Source organism: Mesorhizobium sp. M7D.F.Ca.US.004.01.2.1 (assembly GCF_003997785.1).
Classification (GTDB): domain Bacteria; phylum Pseudomonadota; class Alphaproteobacteria; order Rhizobiales; family Rhizobiaceae; genus Mesorhizobium; species Mesorhizobium loti.
Genome location: NZ_RZRQ01000184.1, coordinates 1 through 12,084, shown reverse-complemented (window position 1 = coordinate 12,084; position 12,084 = coordinate 1). Strand labels below are relative to the sequence as shown.

The window sequence follows — 12,084 nt, the reverse complement described above, 5'->3', positions numbered from 1 at the left end:
GCTTCGATCTTCAGCGAATGGGGGCAAGCCGTTTGCAGCCCAACCCGCTTCCTGAGCGTTTCGGCCCGAGCGGCCGACCTCATCGTTACCGGTGAGGCAGGAGACAATGTGTTTCGCGCCGTCGATATCGGCAGTCTGGCACTCGGTGCCGGCCGTCCGATCTTGGTCACTGCAAACAATGTCGAACACGTCCTTGCAAAAACCGTGCTGGTTGCCTGGAAGGACACCAGGGAGGCGCGGCGGGCGATAGCTGATGCATTGCCTTTCTTGGCCACGGCTAACGAAGTGGTCGTTGCCACAATAGATACCGACCGCGACGAGAGCATCCGCGACAGCCTCGCCGATGTCGCGGTTTTTCTCGAACACCATGGCATCAAGTCCCGAACCGAACTGATTGCCGGCGAGGCTGACGGCGACCGGTTGCTGACATTTGCGCGGTCGATCCATGCGGACCTGATCGTCTCGGGTGCCTATGGGCACAGCCGTCTGCGGGAATGGGCGTTCGGCGGGGTCACCCGCACGCTGATCGAGGAAAGCGGCATCAACCGCTTCATGTCGTATTGATGATCTCTCGTATCGTACCCGGCGAAGTTGACCAGCGACCCGTCCCCGACGGTGGTGCCTATTGGTCGATCGAGACCAATGACCTCCTGCGACGCCTCAAGACGTCTGCCTTGGGCCTTGCCACTTCCGAGGCTGCATCCAGGCTTGCAAAGTTCGGCCAAAACACTCCGGCTTCGCGGTCCGGCACGTCGGCGTTGACCGTCTTTGTCCGGCAATTCCGCAGCCCACTGGTCCTGATCCTTATTTTCGCGGCCACCGTGTCGGCTTTCGTCGGCGAGGGGCAGGAGGCTGTAATCATCGGTGCGATCGTGCTGGCAAGCTGTATCCTCAGCTTTACCCAGGAGTACGGCGCGTCGCGTGCTACGGAAGCGCTGAAACAGCGCATTTCGCGCAAGGCTGTCGTGCTGCGTGATGGTATTGAGTGCTCGGTTGCTGCCGAAGATATCGTGCCGGGCGATGTGATCCGGCTTTCCGCCGGAAACCTCATTCCCGCGGACGGTATCATCCTGGACGCACGCGATTTCAATGTCAGCGAGGCCGTGCTGACCGGTGAAACCTTTCCTGTCGTGAAGGCACCAGGACGGGCGTTGCCAGAGGCTTCCCTCGCACAGCGCACCAACGCGGTCTTCACCGGCACATCGGTCCGCAGTGGCACTGCAACCGTGCTTGCGGTAGCCACCGGCACCAGCACCGAATTTGCATCCATCGCCGCGGCCTTGGAGCGACAAATTCCCGAAACAGGGTTTGCCCAGGGTATTAGGCTGTTCGGCTATCTGATGACCGAGATCATGCTGGCGATTGTCATCCTGGTGTTCTTCGCCAACCTGATGCTCCATCGACCGCTGATTGAATCACTGCTGTTTTCGCTGGCACTCGCGGTTGGCCTCACTCCGGAACTTCTTCCGGCGATCATTAGCGTGACGCTTGCTCGAGGTGCCCGGGCGATGGCGGCCAATGGCGTCATCGTGCGCCGTCTCGATGCCATCGAGAATTTGGGCAGCATGGACCTGCTTTGCACCGACAAGACCGGGACATTGACCGAAGGCATCATCCACCTGGATGGATGGCTCGATGTCGATGGCAATCCGTCGACGGATATCCTGCTTTGGGCACGTCTCAACGCGACCATGCAGACCGGACTGAAGAACCCTCTGGACGAAGCGATCGCTGGCGTGCCGGGTCAGGGCGCGTCATTGGCCGGCTTCACGAAGGTCGACGAGATCCCCTACGATTTCATCCGCAAGCGGCTATCCGTTGTTGTCCGGACCAAGGATGCCGACGATCTCCTGATCACGAAGGGCGCCGTACAAAACGTCCTCGAAATCTGCAGCTTTGTCCGTACGGCGAAAGGGCTGGAGCCCCTCGATGAGACGCACCGTGCGGCAATCGATGAGAAATTCCGGCGCTGGAGCGCGGACGGCTACCGCGTTCTAGGCGTGGCAATCCGTCGGTTTGAAAGCCGGAATGCATTTGGCAGAAAAGATGAGATCGATCTCGCCTTCGCGGGCTTCCTGCTTTTCCTCGACCCGCCAAAGGAAGGCGTCAGGGAGACGCTTGCAGCGCTCGCCCACCGTGGCATCGCGGTAAAGGTCATTTCGGGCGACAACCGTTACGTCGCTGCGCATCTCGCCGACGCGGTCGGCTTGCGAGCTGACAGGATCATGACCGGTGAGAACCTGTCGAAGCTGACGAAGAGCGCGCTTTTCGCAAGCGTGCAGCACACCGATCTCTTCGTCGAAATCGATCCCAACCAGAAGGAGCGCATCGTTCAGGCGTTCCGGAGCCGCGGCCATGTCGTCGGTTATCTGGGCGATGGCATCAACGATGCGCCTGCTTTGCACGAGGCCGACATCGGCATCTCCGTCGACACCGCAGTCGATGTCGCCCGCGAGGCTGCCGACATTATCCTTCTCAAACAGGATTTGGGCGTACTGGTGCGCGGTGTTGACGACGGCCGCAAGACGTTCGCCAACACGATGAAATATATCTCCATCACGACCAGCGCCAATTTCGGGAACATGATCAGCATGGCTGTCGCCTCGCTGTTCCTGCCCTTCCTACCGCTGCTGGCGGCGCAGATACTGCTTAACAACTTCCTGTCAGACATTCCCTCGCTGGCTATCGCCGGCGACAATGTCGACGCAGACCAGCTGCGCCGACCGCGCCGCTGGGACATCGGTTTTGTCAGGCGATTCATGATCGGCTTTGGCTTGGTCAGTTCGCTATTCGACTTCGCAACCTTCGCTTTCTTGCTGCTTGTTGCACATGCGACAGCGGCTGCCTTCCAGACCGGATGGTTCGTCGAGTCACTGCTGACGGAGCTAGCCATCGTGCTCATCGTGCGCACGCACAAGGCGTTCTGGGCGAGCCGTCCTAGCCTCCTGCTTGCATGGCTTACGCTCGCAGTGGCAGCTGTTGCGATCATCATACCTTACGTGCCCGCAGCGGCGCGCTTCGGCTTTGTGCCGCTGCCGCTGCACGTGCTTGTCGGACTCGTCGCGATCACCACGCTCTATCTGTTGGCCTCGGAGGTAACCAAGCGCTGGTTCTTTGATCATGAGAGCAGACACTCGTATCGATCGAGAGCAGGGCGAGCCACCGCCAATAGAACCGTACCCCGTCCGACCCATGCCCAAAGAATTGCTCATGAGTGAGACTCCGGGCATGGCAAGAAATGCAACCATACAGCCCACCGTGGGCCATCGAAAGGCCGTGAGACCAGCCCATCGTCGGTCCGCAAGTCAATCCGACACGTTAGCCGCCCATTGCGGCCCTGGAGACATTCACACCGAGATCGTAGACCAGCAGGCCACCGTAGTATGCTGTAGTGGTTACAAGCACTGCCCCTGCGATTTCGATCACAGGAACGGCGATGGCCACTGGCCCCAGCTCGCGATTGCGGACCCACAAGGCGAGCCTGACGCCGCCCCAAATCAGAAAGGCGAAGGCCGTGATGCCGCCAAGACTCTCGTGAATCTCCGCTATGTCGCTGCTGAAGCCGGCCGCTTCTGCATGATCGAGAGCGAGTCCGCCATAGAACCAGGTTCCAATGGCGAAAGCCCCGGCTGCGAGTGCGACAAAAGTAGAAATCGTCCCCGCGCCAGAACGCCTTGTCACCGCGTTGCCGCGAGCAAGCGCCACAAGGTCGATTGCCGCCAGCGTGTAGATGAGGACAATGGGAAAATGCACGAGCATGGGATGAATATGCTGGACTGGTATCATGATAAGAAAATCTCCGTAGGTCAGGCCAAAAGCACGCGGCCTTGCAGGACGAGGTGTTCGGTGGGTGGGCGGCGTCTGCGGCGCGGCGACATCGATGAATGTCGCGAACCGCCGTTGGAAGGTTTAGTCGTCGTCTCCAAGAGCGTCGCCCTCGTCCTCGCCGCCGAAAGCGGCTCTGCCGAGGACGTGGTTGTCTCCGCACTCGTCATCGCCAACACCTTTGATGGCCTTACGGGTGGTCGTGTCCTGCATCGGTATGGCCTCGAGGTCGATCGGCCCGGCGGGCGCTACCGAGGATGGTGCTCCGCACGACCCCTCGTCGGATTCAGCGGTCGCGGGCAGGGCAAAGCTCGCCAGGCCCGCGAGCACTGCTAGCAGAAGCATGGAATTGCGCATGGTTTCGATATCCTTCTCGGCGCGGCCATGATTGGACGCGACGATCCTGATAGAGAACCTTTGCTTGCTGGCGGCTGAGGACGATTGACAGCAGATTGAAAGCTTCGACGTGCGACATGCACCGTTCATGAGAGCCATTCTAAAGCGCCTGGCAATGGCAGGCTTGGCCGGGCTTGTCCTGGCCCAGCCACTCTGCGCGCGCGCAGACGAGGACGACGATGGTGACCACGACCGGGCGCGGGATCTGTACGAGCATGGCGAAATAAGGGGCCTTTCCAATATCCTCGATATCGTTCGTGCGCAGGCTCCAGGCGACATCGTCGCAGTCGATCTCATCCGCAAGGCCAACAAATGGGTTTACCGGTTCCAGGTCGTCGACGCCGATGGCCGGCGAAAGACTGTCGACGTCGACGCTGGTGCCGGTGTCATCATGCGCGACGGGGAGGGCGACTGATGAAGGTACTGCTGGCCGAGGACGAGCCCCGCATAGCAGCCGATATCGCGACTGCCCTCAAGGCGTCCGGAATGGCGGTCGATATCGTGCGGGATGGTGAAGCTGCCTGGTTCGCTGGTGATGTGGAGAACTATGATGCCGCCATTCTGGATCTCGGCCTCCCCAAACTCGATGGTCTTACGGTCTTGAAGCGCTGGCGGGCCAACGCGCGCCGGTTTCCAGTTCTCATCCTGACCGCAAGGGGTATGTGGACGGAACGCGTGGATGGCATCAATTCTGGTGCTGACGACTATCTCCCCAAGCCCTTTGAGATGGAAGAACTGCTCGCCCGATTGCGGGCAATCCTGCGGCGCTCGGCCGGGCAGTCGGCACCCGTATTGAAGTCCGGGCCGTTGCTTCTGGATACGCGCCAGATGCGTATCTCGCTCCGTGGCGTTCCCATTTCTCTTTCACCTCTGGAATACCGGCTACTGGCGTTTCTGATGCATCACGCCGGTCGAGTGGTGGCGCCGACCGAACTTGCCGAGCATTTGTACGATTCAGGGAATGACCGCGATCCGAACACGATCGAGGTCATCGTTGCGCGGCTGCGACGGAAGCTTGGCAGCGATATCATCGAAACGCGGCGCGGCTTCGGGTATCTGATGCCCGATGATCCCGCCTGATGGGCAACTCGATCCGCTTCAGGCTGTGGCTGGCGGCAACGATCTCGATTCTTGTCGCGCTCGCCATAGCCGGCGCCGGCTTGCGCTATCTGTTCGAACTTCATGTCGAGCGGCGCGTTGTGGGCGAGCTGACGGTCGACCTCAATGAGTTGATCGGCGCAACAACCTTCACAAGCGACGGTCACCTGGTGGTAGCCCCGGTGCTCACCGACCCGCGCTTCGCCAATCCGCTGTCCGGTTACTACTGGCAGGTCGAAGACATCGCCACCGGCGGTCTCGAGCGCTCACGATCTTTGTGGGACGCCAAGCTGGTCCTGCCTGCCCGGAGCGCAAGTGGTGAGCTGCGAACGGTCGAGGAGTTCACGGGCCCTGGCGGAGAACTCAGCATTGCGGTCGAGCGTACAATCATCGACGCTGGAGGTCGGTCCTTTCGCGCGGTCGTGGCGGAGGATCATCGAACCGTTGAGGTGTCTGTAAGCGAATATGTTCGCGATCTTGCTCCGGCCCTCCTGATGCTTGCTGTGGCTCTCATGGCCGCGTTTTTCATCCAGATCACCATCGGTCTTGCGCCGTTGGAGACCTTGCGGGTCGCCGTCGGAAGCGTGATCGCACAGCGAGCGGCACGGCTCGATGTGGTAGCACCAAACGAGGTGCAGCCGCTCGCGGATGAAATCAACCGTCTTCTCGATGCCCAGGAGAAGGCTCTTGCTCGGGCCCGTTCGCGCGCCACCGATCTGGCGCACGGCCTCAAGACGCCGCTGCAAGTGCTGTCGGCTGACATCCGTGCCTTGCGCAAGAAAGGCGAGACGGATCTGGCCGACGAGATCGAGAAGAGCGCTGGAGCGATCCGGCGCCATGTCGAGCGGGAGCTGGCGCGCGCGCGCCTCGCGCCAGGCGTCTCCGGCAAGGCATCCTGCCTTGTATCGGAGGTCGCGGCTGGTGTCATTGCAGTCGTCAAGCGTATGCCACGCGGCAAGCAGCTTTCATTCAAGATGGACGTCGCGGAGGATCTGACGGCGCCAATCGACGAAGGCGACCTGTCTGAAATTCTGGGTAATCTGGTCGAGAACGCCGCGCGCTACGCAAAATCGTCAGTCAGTGTCGATGCATCCTTGGCCGCTGGCGAAGTGATTATCACTGTAACCGATGACGGACCCGGGATACCGGATGCGGATCGCGAATCCGCCTTGTCGCGAGGCGTCCAACTCGACAGCAAGGGCGGGAGTAGCGGCCTTGGCCTGGCCATCGTTTCCGACATCGTTGAAGCCTATGGCGGATGCCTTGCCATGGCCAACGCCGATCCGGGTCTAGTCGTGACCATTTCCTTGCCGCGACACAGTTGAGCGTGCTTCAGGCAAAACCTGGGAAGTAGTCGACCTTTATCTTTGAGCGGCGAACGCCCATGGCCAGCAGTTTCTGACGCAGCGCCTTGACCATCGCCTGCGGGCCGGAAATGTAGAAAGTGCGCTCAAGGTAGTCGGGTATGGTCAGACGTATAAGGCGCTCGTCGATGTATCCGGGATACTGCCCGCGCTCGCCACCGCTCGCCACAGCGTGGACCGTCTTGATACCAAGTTCCTGCCTGGCCGCGCCAAGCACGTCGCGATAAGCGATGTCCTGCCGTCTCTCTGTTCCGTAGAGGATAACGATCGGTCGCCGCTCCTTGCGGTCGAGTAGATATTGCAGCATCGAGCGGAACGGGGTGATGCCGATGCCTCCGGCCAGGAAAGCGATCTTGGTTTCGCTCCTGGCGGGCAGCGTGAAGTTGCCGGCCAACTGCGCCGCGTGGATCGTGCTGCCTGGCTTCATGGTCATCAATTCACGCTTGAAGGCGCTTGATTGCGGATAGAACTTGACCCCGAGGCGTACCGTTTCCTCCGTAGGCGCTGATGCAACCGTGAAAAAACGGCGATTGCCGCGATTGTCGGCATGATTGAGGCCAAGCGTCCATTCGAGATACTGGCCGGCCTCAAAGGCGAGCTTGCGCGGCGACCGGAAGACGAAGTCAAAGCTGTCGACGGCCGATTGCTCGATGCGCTCCAGGGTCAGCACGAAGCGTCCCTTGGGGCCTGCCGCATAGGCGAACAGGTTGCCGGCAAGCAGCGCCAGTTCCGGTGTGAAATAGAACGAGCCGATATGGATGTTGGGAGCAAACAGAAAGCCGACGATGGCGGCAAAGGCGATGCGCGGCCATCGCATCGTCGGTGCGGTCAGTGGCTCGGTCAGCATCACAAAGGCGAAGAACAGCAGAGGGGACGAACCCAGTGTCTCCGTAAGCGCGGTCCAGTACTGCGACGGATCGCTGGTTGCCAGAATGGTCGCCAGAGCCACGACGACAAAGGTCGAGACAAGATCAAGCCGGCGCAGTTTGCGGACAATGAGCATGCCGCCGAAGAGCACGAGCGGAAGCAGCGGCAGATTGCCGCCAACCCACCAGGTGGCTGGTTGGTCGAGCAGCAGCGCAGACAGCGCCACGCCCAGCGCAGCCGGATTGAAAAGGTGCTTCCGGCCGATGGCGAGAATGAACTTGGATGATATCGCCCAGACGGACGCGAATGCCACCGCCGCGATTCCCTTGATGTCCGTGGTGGCTACCGGATCGAGGATGAGCGCCAGGATGAGCACGGTGATGTAGACGGACTCGTTGTTGGCCGGGACAGCGAAGACATGCGCAAAGACCTTGTTGGTGAGCCAGCAGGTGGCCAGCGCCAAAGCCGTGGTGAAGGCGAGCGCAATCGGATCATGTGGCACCAGCTTGGCGAAGCCGAGCACGAACGCTGCGCTGACCAGCGTGATCAGATAGTAGAGGACCAGCCTGTACATAGTCAGGCGATCGAGAAACCGGTCGATGGTTTTGATCATGGCAGGCAAAGGGCTCCGAATCCGGTTGTCGGTGTGGCGCGGCCATTGGCGTTGACGACATAGCCCTCCAGGCCAGGCGTCTGCTCGATGAAGAGAATGCCGTTCCGGCCCATGGCGAAGGCCGCGGTGGCGAAACGATCGGCTTCGAGCACATCGGCGCCGATGACGGTCAGGCTCACGATGTCCTGGATCGGGCTGCCAATCCCATGCGGGTTGTAGATGTGTTGACCGCGGACATAGGTGCCGGAGGTTGCGACACCGCGCCCGCGGGGATAGACGATCTTTACGACCTCGTCCGCGTTGAAGGGATTGCGGATGCCGACGCTCCAGTCATGGCCCGAAGCGTTCTTGCCGCAGGACTGGACGTCGCCTCCCGCCTCGATGAAGAAATCGCTGATGCCGGCTCGCTGAACGATGGCTGCCGCGTTGCGGATGGCCCAGCCCTTGACGATGCCGGAAGGATCGAGCGACCCGTCGGGCTTGCGAATATCAAAGTAACCGTCCGTCTCGTCTTTCGTCTGCCGCGCGAGAGCAAGCACTTCGTTCATCTCGCCGCTCCAGTCGACGACGGGAACGTCGCCGCGGTTGATGGCCGAGATCTCGCTGTCGGCCCGGTATGTGCTGAAGCGCCGGTCGATATGCTCGAAATAGCCGAAAACGGTCTCGATCAGCTCACCGTTCGACGCGCCGCCAACGTCGACCGTAATGGGCATGCCCATCAAAATACGCGTTTCACGCATGGAACTACGACGACGCTTTCTTCAGCGCGCCGCGCAGCGACTGGATGAAAGCCCTGCTGGTCAGCGTCGCGCCCGAAATAATGTCGACATTGGCGCTTTGGGCGGTGATCGCTTCGTCGCGCAGCATGGGCAGCGCCTGCCTGTTGATATTGATGGAGGTGCGGCGATCGGAGGGGTATTTCAGCACCTTCAGCGCCGTGAGTTGCCCACCCTGTACGAGGGCCTGAATCTGGATGATGCCGTAATAGGCATCGGCGGGCGGACCGGTGTAGACGCCGTCGGCATAGCCCTGTGTGGCGACCTTCATTCCCGCCGGGACAAAACGTGCGGGCGCGTCCGGATATGCCGGCCTCGGCTGCGGGACTGGTATGTAGACGGCTGGAGTCACTGCGAATGAAGGGGTTGATGACGCATGATCAGTGACAGCCGGCGCCACTGGCTGCTCCGGTGGCGCCGGCGATGGTTGTGGTGCCATCCGAACCGCTGTCTTCACTGAATCATTTGGCTGTTTGGCGGGAACTGCGATGCCTGACGTCGTTTCCCTGGCAATCGGGAACTTTGTTCTGAACTGGGGTGAGGGCGCCGGTAGGGTCCGAAACATCGACGCGGATGCGGCGGGCACCTCTGTCGCGTCTGCCGGCAGCGCCGAACCAAGCATGTCGCCGGCGGGCCGTATGCCGGCCTGATCCCAGACATAAGCGCCGGAGCCGGCGATCACCAAAAGTGACAGGGCAATCTGTTTCATCGGAATTGTGTTTCCACATTGAACCTTGCAGAGGCGATCCATCTGGTTCGCTTCAGATGCAATATCCCACGACCAAGCTGACAACTGGCTGTCAGCCGAGGTCGAGCTGCGCGGGGCCGGTGAAAGCTCAAGGGGACGGCAAATTGACTTGTCCTAGATCAAGATTGTCGCATAAGCAGCGAGGTAGGAAGGTTCTCTCAAACGAGGTAGCTGCCTATGACTGTTGCCAACGAGCCGGCGAGATACACCGGAAGCCAGATATTGCTGCATTGGACTATCGCGGTGTTGATCGTCCTGCAGGTTGTAATCGGTGAGGACATCAAGCCGGCTTACCAGGCGTTCTCGCGCGGCACAGAGCCGGCAGCTGGCGACATCTTCAACGCGAACATTCATGTCTATGTCGGTTTGGTCGTTCTGGTGCTGGCGATCTGGCGAATTGCAGTCCGTCTACGGGATGGTGTGCCGGCGCCGCCCGAAGAAAGCGTCCTGCTGAAGCGGATTGCCGCTGCCACCCATTTCCTGCTCTATCTGTTCATTTTCGGGATGCCGATTACCGGGGCGCTGGCATGGTACTTCAGCTTTCGAGCGATGGGGGAGATTCATGAACTCGCCAAGCCGGTGATCATCGTTGTCGTCGGCCTCCATGCCGCCGCGGCGCTATGGCAACATTTCTATGTGAAATCGGATGTGCTGGTCAGGATGCTGCGACCTGCCGGACGGCGCGCGCCGTGATGTCATGAGCCGCCTGCACAATGAAAACCATCTTGTATCCCGCGTCGGCTGGCTGCGCGCCGCAGTGCTTGGCGCCAATGACGGCATTGTGTCGACGGCTAGCCTCATCGTTGGCGTGGCGGCAGCCAACGCCGCGGCCTCCAACGTTTTGGTTGCCGGCGTAGCCGGACTGGTCGCCGGCGCGATGTCGATGGCGGCCGGCGAGTATGTCTCGGTCAGTTCGCAGTCCGATACCGAACAAGCCGACCTTGCGCGCGAGAAAGGGGAGCTGGCGACGCAGCCAGATTTCGAGCGACAGGAACTTGCGGAGATCTATGTCAAACGTGGCGTCGAGCCAACGCTGGCGTTGCAGGTCGCCGACCAATTGATGGCGAAGGACGCGCTTGGCGCCCACGCTCGTGACGAACTCGGTATTTCGGAGGTGACGACGGCCAGACCGATCCAAGCCGCGCTGACGTCTGCGGCTGCATTTTCGGTTGGCGCGGCCATGCCATTGGCGATGGTGCTTGTTTCGCCGGCCGCTTGGCTTGCCGCAACGGTGTCTGTTGCCTCGCTCCTGTTCCTGGCAGTGCTGGGTGCCATTGGCGCGAAAGCCGGCGGTGCCAATGTGTTAAGAGCAACTGTTCGCGTTACCTTCTGGGGGGCGCTAGCAATGGCGCTGACCGCCGGCATTGGCGCCGTCGTCGGTACTGCCATCTGATTCATTCGCCTGACGAATCGTTTTCCGAATTGCCGCAGGCAAAAGGCGCAAGAAAAAACTTCGCGACCCACGTTGATCGGGACTAGTGCGGTTTGCTAGATCGTCCGTAGAGCGGTGACGGTACTTTTCGAAGTTCCCGTCGGTCAGCCGCTTCCCGCGACCCGGCGCGATTTCAGATGGCCGAGAAGCCACCGTCGACAGACAACTCCACCCCATTCACGAAACTCGAATCGTCTGAAGCAAGAAACAGCGCGACCGCCGCAATTTCCTCAGGACGCCCCATCTTTCCCCGCGGGATCAGGGATTCGAACATCTGCTTCGCCTCCTCGGTGAGAACTTGGTCCTGCATCGGTGTGGCGATCGGCCCTGGGTGCAGGACGTTCACCCGGATATTCCTGCCCTTGAGTTCGTTGAGCCACCCGCGTGCGAATGCGAGCAACGTCGCCTTGCTCGCCGCATACACGCTGTAACCAGGAAAACCTTTGATCGAAGCAACTGACCCGGTCATGAAGATCGATCCGCCATCGTTGAACAGCGGCAACGCCTTCTGAACCGTAAACAGCGTGCCGCGCGCATTCAGGTTGAAGGCCGCATCGAAGTGCTGCTCGGTAATCTCGCCCAGTGGGACGGCTTCGCCCGTGCCAGCGCTTGCGTACAGGATGTCGATCTTGCCCTTTTCCCGCTTGACTGTATCGAACAGGCGGTCGAGGTCGTCGAGATTGGACGCGTCGCCGCGAACGCCGGTCACGTTCCGGCCGATCAGCTTGACGGCCTCGTCCAGCTCGAGCTCGCGAACCAGATGGAAGCGTCGTCGCATTTGCTGGAGACGCGCGTCTTCGGTCGCGACCAGAGCGTGCGCGGGCTTTTGCGGGTGACGCTGGCACCGACCCTTGCGACACACCTGCTCATGCCGGACTTCGCCGATTTCGCGCGTCTGCATCCCGACATCGAGATGGAAATCCTGTCGTCCGGCGAGCTGGCAAATCTGACCAACCGAGGGGCCG

Annotated in this window: 13 protein-coding genes and 1 pseudogene; 8 read left to right on the top strand and 6 right to left on the bottom strand. The window is 60.8% G+C overall.

Annotated elements, in window-relative coordinates; genetic code table 11:
• Positions 1–564 (top strand): universal stress protein (locus EN993_RS22445; RefSeq protein ID WP_164757757.1); only part of this gene is annotated, 564 nt, incomplete at its 5' end.
• Positions 564–3,218 (top strand): magnesium-translocating P-type ATPase, encoded by a 2,655-nt coding sequence (gene mgtA / locus EN993_RS22440; RefSeq protein ID WP_127264848.1) that lies wholly within the window; start codon positions 564–566, stop codon positions 3,216–3,218. The genes EN993_RS22445 and mgtA, both read left to right, overlap by 1 nt.
• 100 nt (positions 3,219–3,318) lie before the next feature.
• On the opposite strand, the gene EN993_RS22435 is transcribed toward mgtA, so the two are convergent.
• Both EN993_RS22435 and EN993_RS22430 read right to left on the bottom strand, forming a co-directional pair.
• Positions 3,319–3,786 carry a DUF2231 domain-containing protein gene (locus EN993_RS22435; protein WP_109672837.1) on the bottom strand — a complete coding sequence of 156 codons (468 nt, stop codon included), beginning with the start codon at positions 3,784–3,786 and terminating at the stop codon, positions 3,319–3,321.
• Between the two features lie 123 nt (positions 3,787–3,909).
• Positions 3,910–4,320, bottom strand: a complete 411-nt coding sequence (locus EN993_RS22430; protein ID WP_127264847.1) for a hypothetical protein — start codon at positions 4,318–4,320, stop codon at positions 3,910–3,912.
• A gap of 16 nt (positions 4,321–4,336) precedes the next feature.
• Here EN993_RS22430 and EN993_RS22425 point away from each other — a divergent pair, with 16 nt between their 5' ends.
• The 3 genes from EN993_RS22425 to EN993_RS22415 are packed head-to-tail and all read left to right on the top strand — an operon-like array spanning position 4,337 to position 6,644.
• A complete protein-coding gene (locus EN993_RS22425) occupies positions 4,337–4,636 on the top strand; it encodes a PepSY domain-containing protein (RefSeq protein WP_245463027.1) in 300 nt (99 codons plus the stop codon).
• On the top strand, positions 4,636–5,301 hold the full coding sequence (locus tag EN993_RS22420; protein WP_109672844.1) for a response regulator transcription factor: 666 nt from the start codon (positions 4,636–4,638) through the stop codon (positions 5,299–5,301). Before EN993_RS22425 ends, EN993_RS22420 begins: the two co-directional genes overlap by 1 nt.
• Positions 5,301–6,644: a HAMP domain-containing sensor histidine kinase gene (locus tag EN993_RS22415; protein ID WP_109672846.1), complete on the top strand. Its 1,344-nt coding sequence runs from the start codon at positions 5,301–5,303 to the stop codon at positions 6,642–6,644. Before EN993_RS22420 ends, EN993_RS22415 begins: the two co-directional genes overlap by 1 nt.
• A 7-nt stretch (positions 6,645–6,651) precedes the next feature.
• Here EN993_RS22415 and EN993_RS22410 read toward each other — a convergent pair whose 3' ends face one another.
• From EN993_RS22410 to EN993_RS37905, 3 genes are read right to left on the bottom strand one after another with little or no spacing between them, the layout of a single operon-like run.
• A complete protein-coding gene (locus EN993_RS22410; protein ID WP_127264846.1) occupies positions 6,652–8,163 on the bottom strand; it encodes an RnfABCDGE type electron transport complex subunit D in 1,512 nt (503 codons plus the stop codon).
• Positions 8,160–8,882 carry an FAD:protein FMN transferase gene (locus tag EN993_RS22405; RefSeq protein WP_245463028.1) on the bottom strand — a complete coding sequence of 241 codons (723 nt, stop codon included), beginning with the start codon at positions 8,880–8,882 and terminating at the stop codon, positions 8,160–8,162. Before EN993_RS22405 ends, EN993_RS22410 begins: the two co-directional genes overlap by 4 nt.
• Positions 8,883–8,907: 25 nt before the next feature.
• Complete coding sequence (locus EN993_RS37905; RefSeq protein WP_245468934.1) at positions 8,908–9,210, bottom strand: FMN-binding protein; 303 nt, start codon at positions 9,208–9,210, stop codon at positions 8,908–8,910.
• A 654-nt stretch (positions 9,211–9,864) separates the two neighbouring features.
• Here EN993_RS37905 and EN993_RS22395 point away from each other — a divergent pair.
• A complete protein-coding gene (locus EN993_RS22395) occupies positions 9,865–10,380 on the top strand; it encodes a cytochrome b/b6 domain-containing protein (protein ID WP_127264845.1) in 516 nt (171 codons plus the stop codon).
• Between the two features lie 4 nt (positions 10,381–10,384).
• The gene (locus EN993_RS22390) at positions 10,385–11,080 is read left to right on the top strand and encodes a VIT family protein (RefSeq protein WP_109672857.1); all 696 of its coding nucleotides are present in this window, start codon (positions 10,385–10,387) and stop codon (positions 11,078–11,080) included.
• A gap of 172 nt (positions 11,081–11,252) precedes the next feature.
• Here EN993_RS22390 and EN993_RS22385 read toward each other — a convergent pair whose 3' ends face one another.
• Positions 11,253–11,930, bottom strand: coding sequence for an SDR family oxidoreductase (locus tag EN993_RS22385; protein WP_348630427.1), 678 nt, complete (start codon positions 11,928–11,930; stop codon positions 11,253–11,255).
• Here EN993_RS22385 and EN993_RS38455 point away from each other — a divergent pair.
• A pseudogene (locus EN993_RS38455) lies at positions 11,862–12,084 on the top strand (LysR substrate-binding domain-containing protein); the annotation flags it as partial. The gene EN993_RS22385 and the pseudogene EN993_RS38455 overlap by 69 nt on opposite strands.